19 protein-coding genes and 1 riboswitch are annotated in these 25981 nt (G+C 47.0%); of the genes, 9 read left to right on the forward strand and 10 right to left on the reverse strand.

The genetic code is table 11. The annotated features are described in order from the left end of the window. Positions 1-50: 50 nt before the first annotated feature. Entirely contained in the window at positions 51-938 is an 888-nt protein-coding gene (locus AZI86_RS16385; protein WP_061836372.1) for a hypothetical protein, read from the forward strand. An 85-nt stretch (positions 939-1023) separates the two neighbouring features. After that, positions 1024-2337 (forward strand): TolC family protein, encoded by a 1314-nt coding sequence (locus AZI86_RS16390; protein ID WP_061836373.1) that lies wholly within the window; start codon positions 1024-1026, stop codon positions 2335-2337. Positions 2338-2404: 67 nt separating this feature from the next. Here the strand turns inward: AZI86_RS16390 and AZI86_RS16395 are convergent, their stop codons facing one another. Further along, positions 2405-2737 carry a hypothetical protein gene (locus tag AZI86_RS16395; RefSeq protein WP_253715994.1) on the reverse strand — a complete coding sequence of 111 codons (333 nt, stop codon included), beginning with the start codon at positions 2735-2737 and terminating at the stop codon, positions 2405-2407. A 134-nt stretch (positions 2738-2871) separates the two neighbouring features. Here AZI86_RS16395 and AZI86_RS16400 point away from each other — a divergent pair, with 134 nt between their 5' ends. Continuing rightward, a complete protein-coding gene (locus AZI86_RS16400) occupies positions 2872-3411 on the forward strand; it encodes a hypothetical protein (RefSeq protein WP_061836374.1) in 540 nt (179 codons plus the stop codon). Here AZI86_RS16400 and AZI86_RS16405 read toward each other — a convergent pair. After that, positions 3408-4241, reverse strand: coding sequence for a CvfB family protein (locus AZI86_RS16405; RefSeq protein ID WP_061836375.1), 834 nt, complete (start codon positions 4239-4241; stop codon positions 3408-3410). The genes AZI86_RS16400 and AZI86_RS16405 overlap by 4 nt on opposite strands. 81 nt (positions 4242-4322) lie before the next feature. Here AZI86_RS16405 and hflX point away from each other — a divergent pair, with 81 nt between their 5' ends. Further along, the gene (gene hflX / locus AZI86_RS16410; protein WP_061836376.1) at positions 4323-5741 is read left to right on the forward strand and encodes a GTPase HflX; all 1419 of its coding nucleotides are present in this window, start codon (positions 4323-4325) and stop codon (positions 5739-5741) included. Between the two features lie 38 nt (positions 5742-5779). Next, a riboswitch (TPP riboswitch) is annotated at positions 5780-5878 on the forward strand. Beyond that, positions 5868-7946: a TonB-dependent siderophore receptor gene (locus AZI86_RS16415; protein ID WP_061836377.1), complete on the forward strand. Its 2079-nt coding sequence runs from the start codon at positions 5868-5870 to the stop codon at positions 7944-7946. (Overlaps the previous riboswitch by 11 nt.) A 7-nt stretch (positions 7947-7953) precedes the next feature. Here the strand turns inward: AZI86_RS16415 and AZI86_RS16420 are convergent, their stop codons facing one another. Further along, entirely contained in the window at positions 7954-11496 is a 3543-nt protein-coding gene (locus AZI86_RS16420) for a DEAD/DEAH box helicase (RefSeq protein ID WP_157684739.1), read from the reverse strand. Between the two features lie 77 nt (positions 11497-11573). Beyond that, positions 11574-12314, reverse strand: a complete 741-nt coding sequence (locus AZI86_RS16425) for a hypothetical protein (protein ID WP_061836379.1) — start codon at positions 12312-12314, stop codon at positions 11574-11576. A gap of 147 nt (positions 12315-12461) precedes the next feature. Here AZI86_RS16425 and AZI86_RS16430 point away from each other — a divergent pair, with 147 nt between their 5' ends. Both AZI86_RS16430 and AZI86_RS16435 read left to right on the forward strand, forming a co-directional pair. Then, positions 12462-13187, forward strand: a complete 726-nt coding sequence (locus AZI86_RS16430; RefSeq protein ID WP_061836380.1) for a pseudouridine synthase — start codon at positions 12462-12464, stop codon at positions 13185-13187. Between the two features lie 37 nt (positions 13188-13224). Continuing rightward, positions 13225-13494 carry a helix-turn-helix domain-containing protein gene (locus AZI86_RS16435; RefSeq protein WP_061836381.1) on the forward strand — a complete coding sequence of 90 codons (270 nt, stop codon included), beginning with the start codon at positions 13225-13227 and terminating at the stop codon, positions 13492-13494. A 9-nt stretch (positions 13495-13503) separates the two neighbouring features. On the opposite strand, the gene AZI86_RS16440 is transcribed toward AZI86_RS16435, so the two are convergent. Then, positions 13504-14505, reverse strand: coding sequence for a hypothetical protein (locus tag AZI86_RS16440; RefSeq protein ID WP_061836382.1), 1002 nt, complete (start codon positions 14503-14505; stop codon positions 13504-13506). Between the two features lie 100 nt (positions 14506-14605). Next, entirely contained in the window at positions 14606-19456 is a 4851-nt protein-coding gene (locus tag AZI86_RS16445; protein ID WP_157684740.1) for a beta strand repeat-containing protein, read from the reverse strand. 296 nt (positions 19457-19752) lie between these two features. Here AZI86_RS16445 and AZI86_RS16450 point away from each other — a divergent pair, with 296 nt between their 5' ends. Together AZI86_RS16450 and AZI86_RS16455 are read left to right on the forward strand one after the other, a co-directional pair. Next, positions 19753-20604 carry a hypothetical protein gene (locus tag AZI86_RS16450; RefSeq protein ID WP_061836384.1) on the forward strand — a complete coding sequence of 284 codons (852 nt, stop codon included), beginning with the start codon at positions 19753-19755 and terminating at the stop codon, positions 20602-20604. A 54-nt stretch (positions 20605-20658) separates the two neighbouring features. Beyond that, entirely contained in the window at positions 20659-21423 is a 765-nt protein-coding gene (locus tag AZI86_RS16455) for a carbonic anhydrase (RefSeq protein ID WP_061836385.1), read from the forward strand. A gap of 67 nt (positions 21424-21490) precedes the next feature. Here AZI86_RS16455 and AZI86_RS16460 read toward each other — a convergent pair whose 3' ends face one another. The 4 genes from AZI86_RS16460 to AZI86_RS16475 form a co-directional block, all read right to left on the reverse strand. Beyond that, on the reverse strand, positions 21491-22300 hold the full coding sequence (locus tag AZI86_RS16460) for a hypothetical protein (RefSeq protein WP_061836386.1): 810 nt from the start codon (positions 22298-22300) through the stop codon (positions 21491-21493). A gap of 168 nt (positions 22301-22468) precedes the next feature. Continuing rightward, on the reverse strand, positions 22469-24028 hold the full coding sequence (locus AZI86_RS16465; protein WP_061836387.1) for a hypothetical protein: 1560 nt from the start codon (positions 24026-24028) through the stop codon (positions 22469-22471). Positions 24029-24100: 72 nt separating this feature from the next. Next, positions 24101-25144, reverse strand: a complete 1044-nt coding sequence (locus AZI86_RS16470) for an NAD(P)H-dependent flavin oxidoreductase (protein ID WP_061836388.1) — start codon at positions 25142-25144, stop codon at positions 24101-24103. Positions 25145-25201: 57 nt separating this feature from the next. Further along, positions 25202-25966 carry a DsbA family protein gene (locus tag AZI86_RS16475; RefSeq protein ID WP_061836389.1) on the reverse strand — a complete coding sequence of 255 codons (765 nt, stop codon included), beginning with the start codon at positions 25964-25966 and terminating at the stop codon, positions 25202-25204. Positions 25967-25981 lie beyond the last annotated feature (15 nt).

Raw genomic sequence — 25981 nt, forward strand, 5'->3', positions numbered from 1 at the left:
GCGAAGGCCCTACTGTTGCTATGCCCCCTGATAGGATGGAGTGCCCCCGCATGAAAAAAATGGCTCTGATTATTTCGATGGTTGTTGGAAGTTTGGCTCACGCTTCTTTAAGTTCGAACGCGGACCTAGATTACGGCCAAACCCCTTCTGCGCAGTTTTACACCAGTTATCAATTAGAAAAACTGAACGCCGAACTCCTAAGAAACCTTTATTCCGTCGAAGTCGCCGGTGCAGGTGCCGAGTCCATTGGCAAAGTGAATGATCTTATGCGCTTTGCAAACAAATGCGACAACTTTGCCACGCTTGATGATATGGGCAAGTGGGGTCAGCTGATTTTAGAAGAGCTAAAACGCAATCGTTACACCGAGCTTTATCGTGGAGCTCCTGATTTAACCCAAAGCTGCCCTAACTTTAACAGCATGAACGACGACGGTCGCGAAGTCGTATGGGTGATGGTGGTCAATGCCATGGCTCACCTTGAAAGTTCGTGCACTTTAAACATTCCTGCCAAAGGCCCCAACGGTGCTTTGATCGGTCTTTTGCAATTGCACAATGGCGCTGAACAAAAGTATGCGAAATATTGCAAAAAAGGAGATGGCAAAACAGCCGAAGGCACTTTCCGTTGCGGTCTTTCTATGCTTGAAGGTCAGCTTTCTCGCGACAACTCTTTGTTTTCGAGAAAATCTTACTGGGATGTTTTACGCCCACAAGCGAAGAGCCAAAAATATTTGAAGATCCAAAAGGCTTTGAAAAATCTTTCTATCTGCAAGATCGGTTCAGCGCCGATTCCAAGCCAAAGCGAAATAAAGAATATCCCAGTGCCAATTCCACGTCCGTCGATCGTTGAACCTTCCACTGTGGAAGAAGCAATTCAAGCAAGTGAACCCGTCGATGAGGGCAAACAAGCGGGCTCCTTAGGGGGGCAAACGGGGCTGTAATAAGCTCCCCACACTAAGACGCAATTGACTTTTTTTAGAGTGAGGCTTACCTCTTTCTTCATCAAAATTTAGAGGAGCCTCTCTCATGAAGTCTGTAGTAGTTCTTGCCTTGAGCCTGTTAGTTGCGACGTCTGCTGTTGCAGGTCCAACAGTCACCGTTAATGCCAGTGTCCTTCGCAAAACGTACCTAGCTCGCAACACTCAAGTCGCGCGCGCTTTGAATGAAGTGAATATTGCGAAAGCCCAAGTAGCCCAAGCGCGTATGAGCTTGTTACCGGCCGTCAACCTAGGGGCTGTTCTGGGTGGGGGCCAAAGCTTCATGCTTAACTCCATCCAAGTCCTTTTACCTTTCTTGCTTCCAAGCAACTGGTTGAATCTTCGCGAAAACCAATATCTTTTAAATGCTCAAGGCTCTGCTTACTATCTAGCACAACTTAACGGTTACGCTTCGGCTTACTCTTTGTACGCGACGATCGTTGGTGACATCAAATTGCGTTCAGCTTTACAAACGCAATATGAAATCTACCAACAAATCGAAGAGCAACTTCGCATTCCAGCTGAACAAGGCATCATCCGCAAAGAAGACTATCTTCAAGCGCAAGCCCAAACTCAAATGGCTCGCGTTCAGCTTTCTCAAGTTTCAGAGCTTGTGAAACGCGAAAAAGCGGCCGTTCGCCAAATGTTGGGTTTACCTTTAACGACCGAAATTCTTTTTGAAACAAATCGCGTTCCGGCCTCGGCGTTTGAAGGCATGAGCACTTCAGGCTTGTTGGCGAAAGTTCAAGCGCGTTCTCCGGAAGTAGCGCAAATGAATTCACTTTTGCAAGCGGGTAAAACAGCCACTTGGAAAGCAGCTTTCAGTTTCTTAAGTGGTGCTTCGATGAGCTCAACTCGCGATCCCATGGGGGGCTTTACCAACGTTAAAGGTCTTGGTTCTGTGGACTGGGGCTTTGGCTACTTCCCGAACCTCGAAATCTCAAACTTGAACGTGCGTGATGTGCAATTACAAAGACAGCAATTAAACTATGACCAAGCTCAATTGGTCGAAGTGAACTTGCTTTCATTACAAGAAGCAAAAATTCAGTACGATGCTTCAGCTTCTGCTGAAAGAAATCTTAAAGAAGTTTATGAAGCTGAAATCCTTCGTTACCAACAAGGTATCATCAGCATCGTGGACCTTTTGCAAATTGGTACTAACCAAACAAATGCCATCATGGCGCGCATCAAAGCTTCCACTTCGATCGACACGATTCGCATTAACTTGCACCGTATGACTTTGTCTGACCAGTTCCAATACATCCCGAACTGCGTGATCAAAACTAAAGCGGCCAAAAATTTGGGCGACATCTTTAAACCAAAAGAATTGGTCACTTTGGACCAAGCTTGTCTTCGCCGCTAAGATTTTTTTTAAAGTCTTAAAACTAAAAACCCACAATCTTTCCGGACTGTGGGTTTTTTATTTTTAACTACTGCACGCCGCTAGACTCATTGCGCGGAGGACGTCGTCCCTCGCCGCCACCGCGGGGGCCTCCGCCACGATGGGGAGGAGCCTCAAATCCCTTATCCTTCATACAGGCGTCGATCTTTTCTCGTGTCTCTTCATCGGGGGCTTGGGGCCGTTCGCCTTGAGCGGGCTTTTCAATTCCCAGCTCTGCCAGGCAAACCCGAAAGGCGGCTCGGTGCTCTTCATGGCTGGTATCATCACTCTGGGCCATGGCCGAGGTGGCAAACAGGCAAACAATCGCTATAAGCATCAGGACTTCTTTAAACACATTCTTTTTTGAAGGGGCTGGGATCATAGATCCTCCTTTTAAATAAGCTTAGAATGCGACCGTGGAGCCACCATGGAGGGTCTTATAATGAGACGGTCCAGAATATCCCCCATCCTCACGAAAAGCCTCTGTTTTGCTCTTAATCCCCGTATTATGGTGTTATGAAAAAATACTTCTTTATCGCGCTTCTGGCTTTGGCTTCTTGTACGACCACACCTGTAAAACCTCCGGCGGCACCTTCCGTCCCCGCGGACAATGATAAAGAAATTTCCATCGATTATGAATCCATCAAAAGACACCTTAAGATGGAGCGCGAACGTGATTCTTTAGGTTATGCGGAAAAATCTTTTAATACTTGCGAAACGGGATATGGCTATTCTCGTTCCCAAAACTGCCGCCAACAAAATTTGACCGTGATTCATTTCCGTCTGCTGTGCCGCGACTCTGAAGGTACGATTTCAACAGTTTTAACCGAGTCCGATTTGCGTCCGTTAGATCGCCGAAGTGTGCGCTGGAATTTAAAAGGCACCCAAGGGGTGACGTACACCGATAGCGATGGCTACGGACAAATCCTGGCGGCCTCCACCGGGTCACAAAAAAACCAACGTGTGCGTTTGGCCATCGGAAATGAATTTCTTTATATGAAGGCCGGTGAACTGCAAAGAGTGATCACGCCACGCCCTTGGTGTAATCAATATTAAGCTTTAATAAGGCGGATGCCGTTGTCTTCAATGGCGATTTGGCGTTTTTTATACAGGCCGCCTAAAGCCATTTTATACTTTTTTTTACTCACGCCAAAAAGCCGGTAAATTTCTTCCGGATCCGTTTTGTCTGTTACGGGTAAGAAACCCCCTTTGGCCTTTAAAGCTTCTAAAATCTTCACGGAAAGATCCGAAGTCCCAAAATTTCCCATCGCTTGCATTAACAAATCGATCTTTCCATCAGGACGGACTTGCTTTACAAAGCCATTGATTTTTTGACCGATGTCTAAGCGTTCAAAAACTTCGTTGGCGTAAAGCATCCCAGAATGCTTCCCCTCAACTAAGGCTTTATAACCTAAATCCGTGCGCCCCATGATCACCAAACTCACGGCTTGATTGGCCTTATAAATCGCGGGCTCTTTAGAAAGATGACGATCCCAACGCATAGATGCCGCGATTCGATCGGAATTATCGATATACACGGCCACCGTCACGTATTGACCGGGAATAAGATCTCGAGTTTGTTCTGAAAAAGGCAAGAAAAGATCTTTTGGCAGGCCCCAATCCAAGAAAGCGCCCACTTTGTCCACGGATTTGACCTTTAAGGAAGCAAAGGCGCCGACTTCTACAAAAGGACGATCTAATGTCGCAATCAAGCGATCCTCGGAATCACGATAAATAAAAACCTCAAGCTCTTGACCCTGTTGGCTGTCAGGTGGAACTTCTTTAAGAGGCAATAGGACTTCATTGCCATGCCCGTCATCCAGGTAGGCTCCGCGTTCTATAATTTCGACGATTTTTAACTTTTGAATGTGACCCAGATCTAACATGGGCTACAAATGACATAACATAGATACAAACTCAAAGAAATTCCCCTGCCTTCCCAAAAGCTTCATGCTATATCAGCCCTCATGGACGAATTCTTAGATCCCCAACCATTAAAAGCCCTTCTTATCGGCGTGCAGCTGCCGAAAGTGTCAGACCAAGAAACTCAATACTCCCTGGCGGAACTATCACGCTTAGTGACGACCTTGGGTTACGAGGTTGTTGGACAAACCTCTCAAAAACGCAGTTCGACTCGTTCGGCGACCGTTTTAGGTGAAGGTAAACTGAAAGACATAGCCAAATGGACCGGTGGCCCGGGATTTTTAGGTCCGATGTTTAAAAAGAAAAAACATAAAGCCGCCCTTCGCTTTGAAAAAGAGGAAGAAGAAGATTCTTTTGAAGGTGAAGAGTTTTTTGAAGAATCAGATGAGCCTGAAATCTTGGAAGAATCATCCGGTGAAACCGCTCCTCAAGAAAAAGCGCAAGTCGCTATTTTTGACTGTGAACTTTCTCCGTCGCAGTTGCGCAACATGGAACACGTATTAGGCGTTCCGGTTTTAGATCGCACCGGCGTGATCATTGAAATCTTTAATCGCCATGCACGCACTCGCGAAGCTAAACTTCAGGTTGAAATTGCACGTTTAAGATACGTGGCTCCCCGTTTGCGTGAAACCGGTGGTGGCGAAGACCGTGGTGGTGGCGGCATTGGGGCTAAAGGGGCCGGTGAATCCGTGATTGAACTGGATCGTCGTCACATCCGGGATCGCATCAAAGAACTTAAAGACGAGTTGGCTTCGATTTCTCAAGAACACGAAACGCGTCGTGCCCGTCGTTCTCAAGAGCTGGTAGTGGCGCTTGTTGGCTACACCAATGCCGGAAAATCTTCGTTGATGCGTGCGCTGACTGGCAGTGAGATCTATGTCGCCGACAAGTTGTTTGCGACCTTAGATACCACTGTGCGTATCTTGCAACCAGAAACCAAGCCGAAGATTTTAGTTTCTGACACTGTGGGGTTTATTAAAAAACTTCCGCATGATCTGGTCGCTTCTTTTAAGTCGACTTTGGATGAAGCTTCTAATGCGTCTTTATTATTATATGTGGTCGACTGTTCCGACCCCACATTCCGCTCGCAATTAGAGGTTACCAAAACCACTTTGCGAGAAGTGGGCGCCGGTGAAATTGACAATGTTTTGATCTTAAACAAAGTTGATCGTTTGACGGCAGAAGAACGTGCCTCGCTCGCGGCCGAATTCCCGCAAGGGTATTTCTTATCGGCGCACAATCCGGATGACATCACGCAGCTGCATACGTATTTAGTAAAACATTTTGAAAACAGTATGGTCGACGAAGATCTCTTCATTCCCTATGATGTACAAAAAGCCATCGGAGAGATCCGCGGAAAATTTGCGATCTTAGGTGAAGAATACGATGAAAGAGGTGTCACTTTAAAAGTGCGTGCTTCGCCCGAAGACATTCGTCGTCTTAAGACCCGTCACGGCATTTAAAAATTATTGACGTCCATTGGGGTTATCTAGCATAACCCCAAACCAACTAGGGGTGTTCTGCGTGGGTGCAGGACTGAGAGAGTCCCTTTGAACCTGAAAGAGATAATGCTCGCGCAGGGAAGTGGTATGAAAATCGATATCCTATTTATTGTTCTATTTGCGGTTCTTTATTCTTTAAATCTTTCCGCACAAAATCATAGTAATGCTTCTGAGCTTTCAACCGTTGAAGTTTCAGCAAGCCAAGAGGCTTCGCCTGCAACTTATTTCCCACAAATTCCGTTAGAAAGTCTGCCACTAAGTTCGCAAGTACTTTCTGAAAGTGAAAAAGACAGCGCCCAGATTTTGCGTCTTTCCGATATCACTCGCGTGGATGCTTCGGCGTCGGATTCTTATAATGCTAGCGGATACTGGGATTTTTTAACCGTTCGCGGATACACTTTAGACAATCGCTTTAGTTACTTGCGAGAAGGACTGCCAATCAATGCCGAAACCTCTATCCCCTTAGACAACAAAAAATCCATCGAAATTCTAAACGGACTTTCTGGCATGCAAATAGGCGCAAGCTCGCCGGGCGGCATGGTAAACTTGAATGTTTTGCGCCCCCCCGCTTTGGGAACTGCAAAAAAGATTTTCACCTCTGTCAACGACGAGGGTGGCTATTTATTCGGAGCTGATGTCGGTGGCCGACTAGAAAAAAATGCTTATCGTGCCGTCGTCGCTTATGAAGAACTAAAACCACCCATTGATCACAATCAGGGCCATCGTTATCTTGTCAGCTATGCCCATGACTTTATATTTAGTGACACCACTCTTTTACAGTTTGAAATTGAAAACTCTAAAAGATCACAACCTAGTCAAGCCTCTTTAAGTCTTTTAGGAAACCGCATCCCAGATCCGGCTCCACGTGTAAATTTAAACAACCAACCTTGGACGACCCCGGTGGTTTTTGGCGCAACCACAAGCACACTGGCCTTTCATCACCGTTTTTCGGCTTATCTGCAGGGTTCTGTCATTTTCGGCATTCAAGATCTAAAGACGGACGACCGCTTGGCCTATCCCTATGGATGTTCGGCAGAAAATAATTTCGATCGTTATTGTTCCGATGGCAGCTTTGACGTTTATGATTTTCGCAGTGATAACGAACATCGCCGAAGCGAAAGTGCTAAGGTCGTACTGAGTTGGACAGATTCATCCGGGGCTTTGTCGCACGCTTTACAAGTAGGTGCTTTGGCGTATCAGAATCGCGATCGCTTTAATAAGCAGGCTTATAATTATGTGGGGATAGGCAATACGAACACCTCCCCTGTTTTACCTGAAGATGGATCTTTAAACGATGAAAACACCAACCGCGATTCAGATGTTTTGGATCTGTTCGCCTATGATTCGGTAAAGTATTATTCTTGGGGCCTATGGGCCGGAGCAAGGTCAAGCCATATTAAGCGCTCCAGCGTTCGCACCAATGGTTCGCGTCCTACAAGTTATGATGAAAGTTATCTTTTACCTTGGGCCGCCGTTTCTTATGACTTTGAAAATGCTTTTGCCTATTTGAGTTATGGCACTGGCGTGGAAACCTTTGTGACCCCCAATCGTCCGACTTACACCAACCCGGGTCAGTTCGTCGATGATGTGCGCAGCCAGCAGTTTGAGCTGGGTTTGCGTGATCCGAAAGGAGCCGCTTGGAAAATCGCTGTTTTTGAAATCCACCGGCCGGTCGTGGCCGATGCGGCCCCCGAATACAAAGTGGATGGGAAAGCCGCACATCGCGGCATTGAAGCCGAAGTTAAAACAGATGTTTCCGCGTGGACGCTAGGCGCTTCCACCATGCTTTTAGAAGCTAAGCGTGTCGAGAGTACCTTACAGCCCGATCTCAATGACAAACGTCCCGTGAATGTTCCCAAAAGTATTTGGCGCGCTTTTACGAATTATAATGTCAACGCGAACCTTAAACTGTCAGGATTATTTTCCTATGAAGGCGATCGCGCGATCACCGGTGACAATTCGTTACTTTTAAAATCGTGGAGTCGCTGGGACTTAGGCGGCATCTATACTTGGCGTCGTTCACCAAACACATTCAATGCGCAGCTCTTTATTGAAAACGTTTTAGATTCAAAATTCTGGAAAGAATCACCGACTCAATATGGTCATATTTATCTTTACGCGGCCAAAGAGCGCACTTTGACCTTAAGTCTTAATACCACGTTTTAGGGCTTGATCATTTCAAGCCCAACAACATGTCGAAGTCATCTTTACTCAAAGCGCCAGAGCCTGGCCCCAGATCTGCCTCTTTTTCAGAGTTCGAGAATAACACTTCGAACTTTTTATCCTTGCGGACCTTCAGGAGTTCGATCTTTTCCTCTAAAGACTCATGCATGATATAACGAAATACTTGCACGGCTTTGTTTTGTCCTAAGCGGTGCGCACGGTCGGTGGCCTGATTTTCTACGGAGGGATTCCACCACGGTTCTAAGTGGAATACATAACTCGCTTTGGTCAGATTTAAACCCACACCACCGGTTTTTAAAGTCATCACTAAGACCGCACCACCTTCAAGTTTATTAAACTCTGTCAGGATTTTTTGGCGCTGCTTTGTTGGCACCCCGCCGTGCAGAACAAATACCGGAATTCCGGCCTGCGCCAATAACTTGGCCGTGTGTTCGAGGGTTTGAATAAATTGCGTAAAGACCAAAGCACTTTCGCCAGATTCTACAATTTCCGTTAGAGAATCCAGCAGCGCTTCTAACTTCGGCGGCACTTTGTCGTACTGAATATTGGGCAGGGCCCCGGGGTCTGAACACGCTTGGCGCAAGCGCAATAGCGCCGTTAACATCTGCAACTGCACGCGCGCTTCACCTTGAGTCATCAGACTTTCTTGGACGCTGTTGTTATAAGCTAAGGCGATATCGCGATAGATTTCCTTTTGGCGTTCTTCAAAGGCGATGCTGACTTTGGTTTCTTGTTTTTCGGGCAACTGATCAAGGATTTCTTTTTTGGTCCGTCTTAAAAGCAAAGGTTTGATTTTAAGCTTTAGGTCCTCCATTTGCTCGCGGGACACAAGATCGGTATTCACAAATTCACGACGGAAGTCTTCGACTTTTCCTAAACTGCCCGGAACTAGGATATCCACTAATGAATAAAATTCGCCGTAGTGATTTTCCATGGGCGTCCCCGTCAGGCAAATTTTAAATTGTGCGGCTAAGGAGCGTGCCGAACTTGTTCGCTTAGTCGTGATATTTTTTAAGTTTTGCGCTTCATCAAAAATCACCACGCGATATTTGTATTGCGCAAAGAACTGTTCTTGTTCCATTAAAAGACCATAGGTTGTCATCACGACCAGATCTTCTTTATGTTCCAGACGACGACCCACGCGGTCCATGTCTTTACTAGTAAACACCGCCAACGGCAACTGAGGTGTGAACTTTTCAATCTCACTTTGCCAGTTGTAAATAAGCGAAGACGGCACAACGACCAGGACTTGCCCCAATTCCCCCTTAGATCGCAAGTCTTCTAAGAACGTCAAGGTCTGCAAGGTCTTTCCTAAACCCATATCATCGGCCAGCAAAGCTCCCAGGCGCAGACTGTAAAGATCCCGCAGCCACTGCACTCCGCGCAGCTGATATGGTTTTAAATCTGCTTTGACCGTTTTTGGGATTTCAATCTCATGACGTGTTTCACCTAAAGAGTCATAAAACGCACAAAGACGCTTCCACTCTTCATCCCCCCGAATACCGTACCCCGACGCCCTCAAAGCCAAAAGTTCTAAAACTTGATGACGAGGCAGCTGGTAAATCTTGTCGCCATTCTTTTTGGCGGCCGCGTCTTTTTTTCCTTTTTGAAGCTTCAACCAGAAATTTTCCAGGCGGCGTAAGGACGGCATCTGTTTTTTAGGAACCAGATAAATCTTTCCTTCATGCTCAATCACACCACCACGACCTAACGCGCCCACTTCATTGGGGTCTAACTCGACGCCGTGTAAGAAAAATCGCGGGTGCAACTCAAACCAGTTAAAGTCTTTACCGTGGCCATCGGCCTGTAAGTTGAAATCAACTAAGAAGTCATCATCGTTCAGCTCTTGTAATGCCTGACCATGATAGAAAAGTTTAAACCCATGCAGCAAAAGATCTTGTAAAGACTCTAAAGTTTCGTGAACCCGAGAATCCTCTTCCGAATTTCTTGGAAAATGAAACAGGCCTTCTTTTAATGCCGAATCTTTTTCCGCATCTCCGTCCCAAATACGAGATAAGAACGACGTGCGCGCTTTGCGGAAAATCTCTCCGCGTGTGCGCAGGGCCAGTTTTTTTAGAAGCTCAAAGATCAAACGGAATTCACGCTCGACCACACCTTCTAAAATCACTTCACCGGCTTCAGAGTAAAAAGATTCAGGGGACTTCATCACTTTCAAAGTTTTAGAAACGAAATCTTCAAAACAGCTTAAAACCGGTTTAGAAATAAGCTCAGACAATGTCATGTCTTTAGCTAAGATCACTCCGGATCCTGCAATAAGCAGGGCATGAACGTTTCCATGCAATAACGGAAAAATCTCTTTTTCGCTGACGATACGACCATCGGTCAATTCACCTTCAAAATGATAGGACAAAGTTTCCAGCAACAGGTATTGCAGCACTCCGAGATGTTTTAAAAGCTTAATATCCCATTCGCGACTGCGACGAGATTTTGTCGCCATATCTTTGGCGTCAGAGTTTAATAAATAAGGTAAGCCTTCAGAAAGGGCCCGCAGGTACAAGACCGAGCGTGGGGTCCAACCACGGCTGATGACATCTTTTTGTCCCATCACGCGCGCACGATGTTGGATATAGAAATCACCCTTATCGTTCAGATAAATATCCGTCAAACTGCGCTCTGCACCCAAAGTTTCACTGCCGCCCGTGATTTTAACGGGAATGCTGCGGTGACGAAGATGCTTCAATAAAGATTTCGCTTCAAGGTCTCCGGTCACTTCCACGGAAGGCATGGCCCCGGGCGTGAATGTCAATTCAGCGCGATCCTCACCTAATAAAGACAATGACTGCTCTAAGCCACGGAACTCTGTCAGCCATGGATGCACGATCATCGCTCCGTCTTCCGGCTGCAAAGCAAATGTATCAAAAAAGTGATAGAATTTTTTACGACTGGACACCAGCTTAAATTCCGCAATCAGTTCTTGCTTATCCGCGAACTCTACGCGCCAATCTAGTTCTTCACTGGGGTCAAAGCTGACGGAACGAACTAAGAACCCACGTTCGGGTTCAAATTTGGTCTGGATGTATAATGGAATCTTTCCTTGACGATGCTCAGTCACAATTTGGGCAAACAGGGCCTGCATAATATCCGCCACTTCTCGCATATTATGACTTAAAAACACATTTTCTTTTTGTTGCCCCAGCGGCCAGCGCTGAAAAACATCCACATTTTCTTTACGAGGTTGCGGCAAAAGTTCGCGCGGAACAATTCGATGAAAGGGATGACGTAAGATCTCACGCGAGCTTAACTGCAAACCATTGCTAAAGTTATAAACAATGATGGAAGTCCAACGATTCTGTTCATTGACCTCGTTAAAGTAGTGTTCGGAAAAGGCGGTTAATTTTTTTCGGAAGACTTCCGGCATATGCCAGGTAGAGGGGGCCAACAGCTCACGGTGTGGATTGGGCGTGTGAAATGAATAAGCGCTTAAATCTTCAGTTAAAAATGACGATAAGGACTCGTCTTTCAACAAAGGCGCGTCTTCTAAAAAGAAACTGATCGAATCTAACTTTGTCACCGGCTCGGACACTCTTGGATACCCCACTTGCGCAAAAAAGGCATCGCTCAGAGTTGCTTACTTTTAGCAAAAAGTCATCATAAAACTCCCTCTGAATCCTTTTCTTCTGCGGGTGGTTTTAAAGCAATGCCATGGGAATCCACTATTTCCAATGGTTCCAGACTGAACTGGATATTTGCACTTGCATTTTTTCGCGTTTGATACTTATGCCATAAGCGATTCACCCAATGTCGAGTCAGGGGGTTTTCAAAGGCTCGCTCGCGCTTTTTCTCAAAAACAACGACGGCACACTCGTAATTCATTTTATTCACATAGCCCCGAATGCTGGCTCCTAAACGCGCACACATTTGATCCACTTTAAGATCCGTCCTTGGGGTGCCCACACCTAGCTCCACACAGGATTGATCCATGTATTGCAAACCTAATCCCGCTAAGATCTCACCCCAGTGTATTTCTTTATTCTGTTTGCGCCATTGCGGTGCCACGGTGAAATATTCCATCGTCATGACCTTTCCAGACTTTGAGGTCACGCTTTCTATCATTCCCGCATCTAGACCTTTGAAGTAAGGGTGATCACGATGCGCGTGCAGTTGAAAGTTAAAGTTGGTAAAAAGATTAAAGGCGACGACTTCTTCTTGATAAGTCAACACCCCCGCGTTGTGAGAGCGGAAAAAATCCCCGATGTCTAGCTCTGCACCGGCGTTTTCTAACACTCGACCGAAAGTATTCTTCCAGATGGTGTAAATATCGTTCACCAGTTCTTGCTGTGTTTCACATACTTGCTGTAAAGGCACAATAGCATAATTGAATTTTGGCATGAATTAACATTGAGGGATTGCAATGAAAATACAGAGTCCTGATTTACATTTCCAGTCCATCGTAACAGTCCTGTGTCAAATGTCGGTGAGACTTTAGCCGAAAAGTTGACAGCGTTGTAATACTCCCCTACAAACGGCGATTGAAACATGAATATCCTCTATGAAGATTCTCACTTTTTTGCGATCGACAAGCCGGCGGGGCACTTCGTGCATCCCCCCGAACGCTCGCCTTATCCCGTTCCGCCAGAAAAAATCTGTTTGTACACCTTAAGACGTCACTACAAACAAGAAGTCTTTCCGGTTCACCGTTTAGATGCGCCCACCACCGGGATCGTCTTATTTTCATTTGAAAGATCCGGCGCACGTGAGCTGGGTCGTCTTTTTATGGAAAGGCGCATGCATAAAGGTTACGAAGCTGTCGTGCGCGGGCATTTAGAAAAACAAGGCCGTATTGATCTGCCGCTAGAAGTTTTAGGCGAAGAACAAATGATGGAGGCAAAAACCCAATATCAAGTTCACGCCGAAATAGAGTTGCCGTTTTCAGTGGGTAAGAAATATTCAACCAGCCGTTATTCTTGGCTTAAGATCCAACCAGAAACGGGCCGCTGGCACCAGATCCGCCGCCACTTTGATCGTATTGCGCATCCTTTGATTGGCGATATTGAACATGGTGATACCTATCACAATCGGTTCTTCCGCGATCAGCTAGGCATTCAAGGTCTTTGCCTGAAAGCAACACAGCTAGAGTTCGTTCATCCGTGGACCAAAAAACAAATGGTCCTCACCGCTCCTATTTGCGAAAGATGGAAACGCATTGAAAAGCTCTTCCTCGATACAGAAACTTTTCTGCAAGAGTCTCAGTCTCGAGAATAATTTTGAGTTCTCCGCGAGCCCGTGGGACATCTGTCGTATGGGAAAAAAATCAGAATTTCATATTTACCTTAAAGACCTGCGCCTGCGGGCCGCACTTTCTCAAGAGGCCGTGGCGCATGCCCTTGGATATGAAAGTTCGCAGTTTATTTCAAATTGGGAAAGAGGCCTTTCGCATCCTCCTTTAAAAGCCGTACCGACTCTGGCCCAAATATACCAGGTGTCCATACGAGAAATGTATGAAAAGTTAGAAAGCGCGATCTTAAAGGATCTAAAGTCCTCATTAAGAAAGCGCTTTGAGAAAATTTAGAGTGGATGCTTAAAGTGGGACCCAGCCAATAGTGCTTTGCACGTTAAAACCGTTGTTAATACAGGTCGCGGTGCTCGTTGAAACAAGATAAGTTCCTGTAGACGTTTTAAAGCAGTTGTACAATGGAACAGAGTTTGATGCGCTGTATGTCCAAACATATCCCAAGCTGCCTTCGGTGGTGTTCGCTCCACAGTTTGCCGCCGTCGTTAAATAGCGACCTCCATTGGAAGCAACATAACAACGAAGCAATGAGGCACTGGCTAAGTAAGCTCCATTAAGAACTTTAAAAGTCGGACTGCTTGATTGAAGCACGTAACCACTGCCGGTTCCTTCAGTGGTCGTCTTCGAATATAAATACTGCTTCGCCGAAGAATTATATAAGAGATAAATAGGTGCAGTTACGATCGTCACTTCCGAACCCACGTTAATGGTAAAGGTAGAAATCTTTTGTGCGGAATCGCGAACCCCAATCACCGCCGTTCCAAATGATGTCGCATAAAATTTATTCCCAGAGATAGTACCGACGCCTGAATACATAAAGTAAGAATAGGGGGCAACTCCACCCGCAGCAGATAAAGTAAGCTCACTATTTACTTTCACCGCGCCGGTCGGCGTGTAACCCAAGGTCATTGACGATGACGAGTTCACGGACACCTTGATAACGGCTTGACCGATTTTGCCCGTGATGTCTTCCACATTAATGACAGCGTCAGAATCAATCGACGCGGCAACGTAAACACCTGTATTGGGGTCAATACTGCCGCCACCGCTGCTCAGGCTAAAACGATAAGGTTTGGTTCCGCCCGTCACCGCCAACTGCAATGATTCACCTAAACCAATGGTTTTAGCGGATGGGGCAATTTGTAATTTATTAGCTTCGGAATCACTCATCGACGAGTAGGGACTGGAACCGCTGTCATCCACTTTAGGATTGGAGCAGTTTGTATACCCCAACAGCAATACCCCCATGATCGAAAGCGACAATGATAATTTCATTGCGTAACGAGACATCAATTCCCCCTAAGACTATCTTAGTATGAATTTATCGGAGTATTGTTGAAAAAGTGTGAGGTTTCTCAATATGAAACAAAGAAAGGGACCTCTAGATTAATTAAAATCCTGAGGTCCATGAAACAAGCACTTCATTGCCAACGCGAAGAAGCGTGTACACAGTGTAAGACGAAGCCGTACGAGCCGCATTGGCTGGTTTAAAGCGATAAGAAACCGTACCGGAATCAGTACCCGTCGTCGTTGTTGAGAAGCTACATTGAGTTGTTCCCGTGCTTGTCACAACGAGGGTATAGGTACCGCCATCACGAAGGTTGGCGAAGCTTAAGTTCCCGCTGCAATCATAACTTGTTTTAGCGGTGTTGCCTGAATTCCAATCAATCGATGCCACAGTTAAAGCTTGTGAAGGCGTGCTGATCTGTCCTGTCGTGCGAAGGTTTCCGGTCACCGCGACATTTGTACCATCATCCGAGATGCCACTGGCCACTAGGGCCGAACCATTCCACTTAGACACATAGTTTGTTGAATTAGAGCCTATCTTTGGGTCTGTCTCCGAATAGCTCACATTTTGCCAAGACGCTAAACCCGCCCCATCGGAGGTTAAAACTTTTCCATTCCCGGGCGACCCGCCAGTGATCTTCACTTGCCCCGCGACTTCCAATTTAGCGCCCGGAGACGTGGTGCCGACGCCCACGTTGCCCGATGCCGTAATTCTTATTTTTTCCGTCGATGAGGCCGCGCCGGAAGACGTGGTCGCAAAAGTCATGTAGGAAGCGGCGGTACCGTCGGTGAATGTTTCTTCTGTACCAACAGAAATCTTTGCGCCTTGAACCCAGTCGGTTGCGCCCATACCGTAAAAGGACATAATACCTAACATATCACCGGATGTCGTGGCTGAAGCAGAAGCGGAGGTACCGCGGAGATTGACGAAGCGAGTTTCCGGGAAACCTCCCGAACCGGCAACGGCTCCTTGGTAATTTACGATGGCAACCCGAGGATTTCGAGCGGCGGAAGAAGAAGTATTTTCAATACGAATTTCGTCCGAGGCGTTGGCCGAGCGCACGTGAAGTTTTTGAGAAGGGGAAGCCGTTCCGATTCCCACGGACCCAGAAGACTCAGAAACAGCGCTGGCTACTAAAGCAGTGCCATTCCATTTCGAAAGATAGTTGGTCGTGTTGGCGCCCACTTTGGGATCGGTTTCCGACGAGGAGATGCTTTGCCAAGTGCCGTCCCCACGTAAATAGGTGGTGGCATCAGCGGTCCCGGTACCAAGTCGGCCGGTGGCTAAAACTCCCCCCGTGATAGTCGAAGCATTCAATGAACCGATGCTTTGACAGGTAAAACGATCTGTCACCACACTCCAAGCCATCGTTTCACTGGCAGTACAAGCTGTCGAGGGAATCATTTGTGTGCCACCCCAAGCATTGCGGATGTCTTGCATACGCACATACTCTGGCTTCCACGTATTTGTATCCCACAACATCACTTGACCATCAGCCGGTGCCGTACTTGCTACGGCCCGCCCCTGTACACGCACGACTTTTGGATTAGGTAAACTGCCCGAAAGGTCATCACCTAAAGTGGTCGACGTTGTCACCAGATCCGTTGGCAATACCGCTGCTAGCAATTTTCCAGAGCCATCAAGTTGCGGGATTTGGTTGGCACCCGTCCCCACATTCACCGCTAAAGTCCCTGTCGTTGTGATTGTACCGCCTGTCAAACCAGTTCCCGCCGCCACACTAGTGACCGTTCCACTGCCACCAGCCGTCGGTGTGACCCAGGTCGCATTCCCGTTAGCATCTGAAGCCGTCAGGACTTTTCCCGCGCCCGGTGTACCCCCACGAATGCGAACAACGCCATTCACGTCTAAGGCAGATGTGGGGGATGTCGTGCCGATACCCACATTGCCACCGCTGGGATTAAACACAAGGTCTACGCCCGAAGAGGTGTTCCAATTATACGCGCCAATTGTGGCACTCGTGTTGCCCGTGGAATACCCAAAAAGATAAGCATTTCCCGTAGTATTACTAAATACAAATTGATCGGCGCCTCCGGCGGCGTTTAGGCCCAATTTCACGGTGCCGCCAATATCTAAAGGAGCACCCGGACTTCCCGTTCCAATACCAACATTGCCGCCGTTTTCAAAAACTCCACTTGTGACCAACGCAGAGCCATCCCATTTAGAAAGATAGTTTGTGGCATTGGCGCCCACTTGTGGATCCGTTTCGGTAACAGAAGCCGTTTGCCATGTTGCTAAACCATTCGCATCCGAAGTTAAAACTTTACCCAGACCAGGAGATCCCCCGGTGATTTTTATCTGACCTGCCACATGAAGTTTAGCATCCGGCGAAACCACTCCGATACCTAGGTCACCCGTCGCCGTCATACGCATGCGCTCATTTTGGCCCGTGGCCAAGAAGCGAATGTCTCCGTTTTCAGCAGCCAAGGTTAGCCCCGAGACGTTCGTGGCGGCAACCACATTGAAGCGATCCTGATAAGCCGTGACCGCCGCATAATTTGCGGAAGTACTAAATATATTACCCGCGATGCCCGCATTGTTTTCAATAACAATGCCGGCTTCTGAAGCATTTCCGGTATTGGTGTTACGCAAGCGTAAAGAGGTTTCACCGTTATGATTTTTTTGAATCTCTAATGGATAAGAAGCGGAGGCGATACCTATGCCGACATTACCACTGACTTCCGAAATTCCGCTGGCAACCAGAGCTGAACCATCCCATTTAGAAACATAGTTCGTAGTATTAGCGCCTACTTGTGGATCCGTTTCGGTGACCGAAACCGGTTGCCATGTGCCATCGTCACGCAAAAATTTTGTTCCGTCCGGTGTGCCCGTTGCTAATCTCGCAACCGGAAAAACACCGGTCGCGATTTTGGCAGCATCCAAATTTGGAATATCCGTCGCGGCCAGCGAAGCCCCTGTCGTCACACGACCTTTCGCATCCACGGTGACTTTTGGGTATGTACCGGCAACTAAGCCTGACACATCTTCAAGTTTTGCTCCGGTCACGGCGCCGTCATTAATCTTAGCTGTGACAACGGCATTATTAGCGATAGATGTGGTCAAAGTTCCTGCAGAATAACCTGTCGAAGTCACATCACCCGACAAAGCCGTAGCGTAATTTCCGGGAGCCTGTTTCGCAGCAAAGCTGTCGTATTCTGTTTTTGAAATCGTGCCCGCCGTCACACCCGCGCCACTTGCGGAAGGGATTGAGAATGTGTGCGTATTTGAACTTGTCGTAAATCCGTAAGAAGTCCCCGACGCTGTCGGAGCAAGGGTGTGCGCGGCACCGGTAGCACCATTAACAGAAGTAATCCCCGAACCCGCAGCTCCGGCTGTGAACCATTTCCACTCTTTCGCAGTATCATCCCAACGAAGTGACTGCATATCGTTACTACCGCCAGGATTTACGGCCGTCCAAGGAACATTTGATACATTCGTGATCTTATGCGTATTCATGTCGATGTCGCCAGCCATCTGACCACCAGCTAAAGGAAGTTTGGTCGCATCACTGGAAGAAATTGTTTGCCAGGTCCCATCCCCACGCAGATATTTCGTATTATCTGCTGTGCCCGTACCTAATCTTCCTGTGTTTAAAACACCCGTTGTTATTGCGGCGGCATCTAAAGAACCGATATTCTGACATGTGAAACGATCCGTGAGCACACTCCAGATCATCGCTTGGTTCGCAGCACACGCCGTCGCCGGAATCATTTGCGTGCCACCCCAAGCGTTCCGCACGTCTTCCATTCTTACGTGTTGGGCTTTCCAAGTTGTATTGCCATTATCCCAAATAAGAACTTGTCCATCAGTTGGTGCCGTCGCATCAATCGCACGTCCCCGGAGACCCACCACATTTGGATTTGGTAAGTTTCCAGAAAGATCGCCACCTAGGGTCGTTGATGACGTCACAATATTTGTGGGGATGACAGCGGCCACTAATTTTCCTGAACCATCAAGCTGAGGAATCTGGTTTGCCCCGGTTCCCACATTGACCGCCAACGAACCCGACGTGGTAATAGGCCCCCCCGTTAAACCGGTTCCGGCACTTACACTTGTCACAGTCCCTGAAGAGCCCGCAGACACTGTCGCCCATTGAGGATTGGCGCTAGCACCTTGAGTTTGTAAGTATTGACCATTTGTTCCCGGAGGTAATGCCACCCATCCGGTATTGTTGCGGTAAAGAATACCACCTTGAGTATTGGAAATCGCGCTATCAATCAACGCTGAGATCGTCGTCGCCGTGGGTACGGCCGAGGAACCACTGATATTTGCTAAAAGACTTTTATCGGCGATCGGTGCTAATGAAATAGTTCCGGTCGTAGTGATCGTACCGCCGGCAAGACCGGCACCCGCCACCACACTTGTCACGGTTCCGCTGCCGCCACCACCGCCGCCACCAGCGGCACAGTTAAAATTGGTGCCATCAAAAGTAATAACCTGGCCTGCGGTACAAACCGCCGGACGGGCGACGAAATCCGCCGCCGTCTTATCACCCAGTTTTGCCGCCGATGTTGCGTAACCGGCATAAGGCACAGAACGAATTTGCGTGTCAGGAGAAATCAAACGCCAAGCCGTGCCATCATGAAATTGCACGCGCATGATGCGCCCTTCAGTGGCTGAAGGAGCAAATACAGATCCGCCATCACAAGTTTGATTAACGGAGTTATTAAAACTATCCACGATACTAAAAGACGCACTTAAAGGATAACTATGAGAGGCTCCGATTCTCACATCGAAGATACCGTTTGAGTGCACCATGTTGATGCCGTTAACTTGTTCGCGATACAAAACACAGAGACCTGAGGAGCTAAGGATTTCAAATTGGAAGCTCACGTTGCCGTATTCAAGGGGACTGCCATCTGCTTTTACGATGCGACCTTGATACGTCAGAGATGCTGGAGACGCATGCGCATTTAAGCCTATCATGAGGCTCAAAAGCATTATTCCTTTTAATAAAGAACGTTCCATCTAATTCCTCGGTTTCCAGAAATACCAAAATTGAGTTAAGTAATTATTCGGATTACTTAAGTGATCAATAAAGGGCCTTGGATTACAAAACGGCAAATAATTAGGTTTCGTAATTAAATCATCTCATGGCGAGACATCTTTACAGACGTTTGATGAGTGAAAGGCTGTTTGTAAAAAAGTTTTGCAAAATGCGCTAAAGAAAGTCCGACCTGGACAAAGATAGATAAACAGCCCCCGACCAAAGCAGTGTTACTATTAAAAGCATGATCAAGGAACTTTGGAATACGTTTCCGCATAACTTAGAACACAAGATCAACGCTTTATTGGATGAAGCTGAACCTTCTGAAGAGAAAGCCTTTCAACTCTATAAGAGCTGCCAGCGTGAAGACGCTTGGAGTGGGAGTTTTGAAAAATTCTCAGAGCATTTAAGCAGCTTCTTTGCTTTAGCAAAAACAGAACGACGTAAAAGTGTCTTTGATATTCATTTAGAAAAACCCCTAAGCGCTTATGCCTTTGAAAGCTTTGAGCTGGATTTCCGCAATGCCGAGGTCAACGCAAACTCGGTTTTGGAGATCACAAGCTGGGCTCATCATCTGATGCGTGTCGGGCATAAAACGGATAGCGTCATCATCTCTGAGGATGTTTTAGGGAAAACCCTTAACAACATCATCCATCCCGGTTTTTACGAAAAAGCTAAGAATATTAAGTTTGAAGATTTCTGCATTGCTTGGAAAGCCATCGTTTTTAAACTGTTCGGCAAAAAGCACGATGCCGAATTTGAAAAGATTCTGACAGAGCTTCGCTGGATGTATTCACAACAAGAAGCGGCAATGAAAGAAGTTCGCACGCCCTTTACACCTACAATTTATCTGACTCAAACAGAGATTGACTGGACGTCCTCGGTAAAAATGGCGACAGAGAAGAACTTAGAAATTCCTAAATTCCCTTTATCGCGGGGGCCACAAAAGCAACGTCTTATAGATTTAGAAAGAACGGTGAGCCTTTATAAGATCGTTCAAAAATCTCAAATTGCAGAGTTCAAGAAACACCGAGATTCCATAAAAGCGACAATTTTAAATCACTGTGACACACTCTTGCGCGAGTGCGCCCGCTAAACTTCGATCCTTTGGTTGCCGATGAGTTGCACAAACATCAACCAAAGGATTTTTGTGAGAGCCCTCGCTTTAACGTTACTATTTACTCCCCTAGTCACATTAGCCAACGACCCCACCCCGGGAGTATCCGCGTCTCAGTCCCTCTCATGGCTGAAAAATGGCAACACACGCTACACCCATCATAAACTGCGCGCTGACGGACAAAGCAAAGAGGATGTCACTCGGCTAAGCACGGGACAAAAACCTCATGCCATCGTATTAAGCTGCAGCGATTCGCGGGTTCCACCTGAAATCCTATTTGATCAAAAGTTGGGAGAAATCTTTGTGGTCCGAACCGCGGGTGAAGCCTTGGGCGACAACGCCATCGGCAGCATTGAATACGCGGTCGAGCACTTAGGATCAAAGTTGATCGTCGTGATGGGTCATACATCTTGTGGCGCCGTCAAAGCAGCCCATGGCAGCCTTGACGGATCATCAGTGGGAACCCCCGCCTTAGACAATTTGGTCAAAGATATTCATCCCCGAATTTCTTCGTTTAAAGGAAAATCACCAAGCGCGAATTTCGAACAAGAATCGTGGGCCAATACCGAAGGTGTGGCTCAGGATTTAGGGAAAAGATCAAAATTGCTTGCCGAGAAGTTAAAAAAAGGCGAAGTGACCATCGTGCCTTCTTTGTATAATCTTGAAACCGGGATCGTCACTTTCCGAGAAGGTCCCACCACCTTACCCACGCGCGCCGTTGCTAATTCCAACGATAAAAAATTTAATCCGATCACAGCCGCGAAACCAGCTAAACCCGAGTCCCACGATCATCACTAAACCAGATCAAATAAAAAAGGCTCTCAATAATCGAGAGCCTTTTTTTTATTTCTGTATTCTTAAAAAATTAGTTGGAGCTTAGACGACCCAAAGACTTCTTTTTACGCTCTTTAGCTTCACTTAAGCGTTGGCGTTTTTGTTTAAGACGTTCTTCGTGTTGTTGTCTTTTTTCTTCCAACATTTGCGCTCTTTTTTCGTTCTTTTCAGCTTGCGCGATCAAAGTACGAGTTTGTTGATCAAGGCGCTTTGTTTCTTTGCTTGCGTAAGCCTGCATTTTTTGAAGTTTGCTTTGTGCATTTTTTAGGGCGACAGCACTTCTTTTTTGTTTTGCTTGCGCCTGGCGAAGCTCGCTTTGGCTGTTTTTAAGTTCTTGCTGTAGGCGGCTCATGTCGCTTTGAGCAGACTTCACGGAATTCACTGCTTGTTCATGCTTTTCTGTCGTGCGAGTATTTTGGTCACGCACCTGAGCAAGCTTATTAGAAACCTGTTCGGCCTTAGCACGGACTTGGTTTTCTTTTTGTTCCATCTTACGGATGTCACCTTCAAGCTTTTTCGTATTCGCCGCTAAGCGAGATGTTTCTTTTGAATTCGCGGCTTGCTGAGATTGCAAACGTTGAATTTCAAAACGCACACGAGACGCTGTCTCTGCATTTTTACGGATCATAGACGAATTGCTGTCTTTGGCCACCGCCAATTCTTCTTGGCTGACTTCTAATCCTCCTTGAGCTTCTTCAAGATTAGCTTCGGCGCTTTCAAGCTCAGATTGCGATTCATAAACCGAACCATTTTGTCCAAGTGCATGCAATGGAGCCATTCCACCGACGAAAGACGCTAATACCAAAAACGAAAGCATGTTGCTTGTATACTTTTTGTACATTTCTTATTCCTTTTCCAAGGGGTCGCAACGCAATATCCACAAACCATGCCCGGCCTCAGATGGAAATAAAACAAAGCCAGGTCACAATGCCCGGCTTTGTCAGATAAAACTTTCACGAAGAGATGCCGCAAAAAGAACTTCGCGGCACATAAATGTCACTTTAGATAACTAAGGATGAAGTGTGTCCTTTAAGACCTGATAACGGTTCTGCACCTTTTGCCAAATATTTGAATTTGGTCCGGTAATTCCATCTATCCCCACGCGTCCACCGATCATATTATTTTGTCGAGGGTTGAAAGATCCGCCTGGAAGGAATTGACGTAAATCAGGTGTCCCCGGCGACTTGGTACCCGCCGTATTTCCACCACCTGGAGCATAGCCTCCACGTGCGCCGCCGGCTTGACTGCCAAAGCGACCACCAGCTCCACCACCGCCGCCACCAAAAGTTCCGGCAGAGCCTGCTGGCATATCATTGGGATCGACATGGGCTTTACCTAAACCACCCGCTCCCCCGCCACTTCCCACAGTGGAAGATCCCACACCCGCTCCGCCTTGACGACCATCAACCCCTTGCACATCGCCACTGCGAACCGGATCTACCATCGCGATCCCCGGAGTGCTTGGTAAATCCCCACCAGGATTTGTGGCTTGAGACGGTAAACGTGATGATGAATCCACCGAAGAAAATCCAATTGAATTATCCGACGCGGAATTATCCATCACCCGACAAGAATAAGGATTCGCGGCACACTGACAGACCTTATTAGTTGCCGCATAAGTGGGATCACTGCAACTGGCTTGCGCGGTGGCCCCACAACCAGGGTATGTCGGGTTTGCCGTACAGAAAGCCACCACGGCTTGGGGGGTGGCTGTTGCAGATTGTTTTGCAAGCATGGCCGCGGCCATGCTGCCAAGCTGACCTAAAAGATTTCCGGTGTTGCTTTTAGATTTTGAATCCCCGCCCGCCGTTTCTGTTTTACATGCATCCGCACCATCAGCTGTTGTGCCATAGGAAGCGATATTACGGTCCGCGCTGTCCACTTTGGCTTGAAGATCTAAACACTGATCTGCTTTGGGGCTGAATACTTGTGCAGCCATTTGATCTTTCGTCATGCCATTCATCGGAAAACAGCTGGGGTTGTTATTCGCCCAAGTGATCATCTCGTTGCACGTATTTACGCAGCTCTCCATCCCGGAGTAACAACTTTCACGATATGAAGTCCACGCATTTTTGGCACCCGAATTTAAAGCCGCAGCCGAGTTACATGAGTCCGTCACACCGGTCGTATTCGTATTAGAAGAAGACGCGGAAGACGAAGCATTGCTAATCGCCGAGTTTTTTGTTTCATCACAAGTGTTTTTAGAAGAACTCACTTGCGCATCACATTTTTGAACTAAGTCATTGTATTCGGTCTGACATTTGTTGGGGTTTGCCGTAGGAATTGGAACATCCGCAGAACTGGTTTGACCATTACACTGTTCTTCGGTCATGTGAATGGTTTGCGCCTTACATTGATCCCACTCGTCTTGCTTTCGACGAAGTGCTTCGGCTCGTTCGGTCGGCGAAAGATCTCCAAACTTTTTCCCTAAAGAGGCTGCATAGCCTGTGGCCGCGTTGTTGGCCTGCTTGCCGCACCAATTGTGACAACCTTGACCGGTTTGGGCCGTGGCATAGTGGGGAGTGTATAGAAAAAGTCCGAATAAAACAAAAGCCGTAAGATGTTTCATGGATAATTCCCCCGTATCCTAGAGTGTATCTTATCGGTCTTTCACTCTGAAATCTGGAGCAATGAACCTGTCTCAATTTGAGAATTGCAGAGCGGATTTCCCCAAAGCTTCGGTAATCTCTTTTGCGGAACGGGGTTTATTGAGCGAGGCCGATTGCCCGGCCCATAAAGACGAAAAGTCCCCTTTTTCAGAAGAGCCTGCCGCTTCTTTAAGAGGAGCCAAGGCTCCTCCCGCCAACGGAAATTCCGGGACCAAAGAGTTCATTGCCCCCAGATCTTTCATCAATCGATTCACAATCCCGCGCGCAGGTCGCCCACTAAAAAGATTCGTGAGAGCCGTTGGCGCATATTTTTCAGATAATTTTTCTTTATGGAAAGCAGAAATCTTCGCCTCGGGGCAAAAAAGATACGACGTTCCCACCTGAATGGCTTTGGCCCCCAAAATCATGGCGGCTTTTGCTCCCCGTTCATCACTGATACCGCCACTCGCAATCACCGGAACCTTAAGAGCATCTGCAAGCAGCGGCACCAACGAGAAAGTTCCCATTTGTATTCCCAGATCATCACTTAAAAAGTTTCCGCGGTGTCCGCCAGCCTCCAGACCTTGTGCAATCACCGCATCACATCCGTGAGCTTCAAGCCAAACTCCTTCAGCCACGGTAGTGGCAGACGCGATCACCATAGCCACTTTTTTGACTCTTGCTAAAAGATTTTCTGACGGCAAACCAAAATGAAAACTGACAACTTCAGGCTTTAGTTCTTCAACAAGCGCGCACAAAGTTACATCAAAAGGACTGCGCGACGGAGAGTTCACCTTTAAGTTTGGATCAACTTTGAACTCACGATAGTACGGCTCTAATAACTTCCTCCATGCAGCCTCTTTACTTGAAACCGCCGGGGGCGCTTGATGACAAAAGAAATTTAAATTCAAAGGTTTTTGCGTCGCCGCACGAAACTTAGCGACTTCACCGCGAATTTGTTCTGGATTTAACATCGCACAAGGCAATGATCCCAAGCCTCCCGCCTTAGCTACCGCAATAGCGAGTTGAATATCTTGGGCGCCCGCCATAGGGGCTTGAATGATTGGAAATTCGGTTTTAAGAAAGTGTGACGCCATATCTTTAAGTATGGCGCCACAAGTTGACGGCTGTCACTCACACGGGACGTCAATTTTTTATTCTTGAGCCGTCACTTTTTTGGCCAAGGCCTCTAAGGCCGCCAAACTTTGCGCCCCGTCCATCGCCACACCGTTCATAATTAACGCCGGCGTTCCACTAAAGCCGAAACTTTGAAATTCATCCATGTCCGCGTCGATGATCTTCTTGATCTGGTCTGATTTCATATCAGCCTTAAGTCTTTGCATATTGGCCCCAACTTTTGCGGCCGTCTTATTAAAAAAACTTTCAGACAGGTCTTTTTGATTCAAGAAAAGCTCATCGTAAAACTTCGCCGCTTTATTTTTATCCTGCAACCGAATGGCTTCGTAATAAACAGCCGCGGGATAAGCCATGGGGTGAAAGTCTAAGGGCATGTGCTTGTAATAGAACTGCACTTGATCTTTATATTTTTCTTTAAACTGTTTCAAAGAAGAGTACGCCATTCGACACGCCGGACACTGAAAATCCGCGTATTCCACAATCACGATCTTGCCCTCATCACTTCCCGAAATGCGGCGGTCTTTTTGGATACTTGGTTTTTTGGGATTTTTTAGATCCTGATCTTGTTTTTGTTTTTCAATTTCAGCTCTCTTTAAGTATTGAGCCTCTTGAGCTTTTTGCGCTGCCCGATTAACGACCTCAATAAAACGCTCCGGGTTTTCCTCGATCGTGTCAAAAACGATTTGAGGGTTCTTCCGGAGGGCTTCTTTCACTTGATTTTCACCCAAGGCACACCCTGTTAGCAATGCTGCGATAATTAAAGCTCCAATGATGTTTTTCATTTTCTTCCTCTTTTT

This window comes from Bdellovibrio bacteriovorus (assembly GCF_001592735.1).
GTDB classification, from domain to species: Bacteria; Bdellovibrionota; Bdellovibrionia; order Bdellovibrionales; family Bdellovibrionaceae; genus Bdellovibrio; species Bdellovibrio bacteriovorus_D.

Coding starts and splice junctions, on each gene's coding strand:
- AZI86_RS16385 (WP_061836372.1), top strand. CDS start 51: ATGAAAAAAATGGCTCTGATTATTTCGATGGTTGTTGGAAGTTTGGCT.
- AZI86_RS16390 (WP_061836373.1), top strand. CDS start 1,024: ATGAAGTCTGTAGTAGTTCTTGCCTTGAGCCTGTTAGTTGCGACGTCT.
- AZI86_RS16395 (WP_253715994.1), bottom strand. CDS start 2,737: ATGATCCCAGCCCCTTCAAAAAAGAATGTGTTTAAAGAAGTCCTGATG.
- AZI86_RS16400 (WP_061836374.1), top strand. CDS start 2,872: ATGAAAAAATACTTCTTTATCGCGCTTCTGGCTTTGGCTTCTTGTACG.
- AZI86_RS16405 (WP_061836375.1), bottom strand. CDS start 4,241: ATGTTAGATCTGGGTCACATTCAAAAGTTAAAAATCGTCGAAATTATA.
- hflX (WP_061836376.1), top strand. CDS start 4,323: ATGGACGAATTCTTAGATCCCCAACCATTAAAAGCCCTTCTTATCGGC.
- AZI86_RS16415 (WP_061836377.1), top strand. CDS start 5,868: ATGAAAATCGATATCCTATTTATTGTTCTATTTGCGGTTCTTTATTCT.
- AZI86_RS16425 (WP_061836379.1), bottom strand. CDS start 12,314: ATGCCAAAATTCAATTATGCTATTGTGCCTTTACAGCAAGTATGTGAA.
- AZI86_RS16430 (WP_061836380.1), top strand. CDS start 12,462: ATGAATATCCTCTATGAAGATTCTCACTTTTTTGCGATCGACAAGCCG.
- AZI86_RS16435 (WP_061836381.1), top strand. CDS start 13,225: ATGGGAAAAAAATCAGAATTTCATATTTACCTTAAAGACCTGCGCCTG.
- AZI86_RS16440 (WP_061836382.1), bottom strand. CDS start 14,505: ATGTCTCGTTACGCAATGAAATTATCATTGTCGCTTTCGATCATGGGG.
- AZI86_RS16450 (WP_061836384.1), top strand. CDS start 19,753: ATGATCAAGGAACTTTGGAATACGTTTCCGCATAACTTAGAACACAAG.
- AZI86_RS16460 (WP_061836386.1), bottom strand. CDS start 22,300: ATGTACAAAAAGTATACAAGCAACATGCTTTCGTTTTTGGTATTAGCG.
- AZI86_RS16465 (WP_061836387.1), bottom strand. CDS start 24,028: ATGAAACATCTTACGGCTTTTGTTTTATTCGGACTTTTTCTATACACT.
- AZI86_RS16470 (WP_061836388.1), bottom strand. CDS start 25,144: ATGGCGTCACACTTTCTTAAAACCGAATTTCCAATCATTCAAGCCCCT.
- AZI86_RS16475 (WP_061836389.1), bottom strand. CDS start 25,966: ATGAAAAACATCATTGGAGCTTTAATTATCGCAGCATTGCTAACAGGG.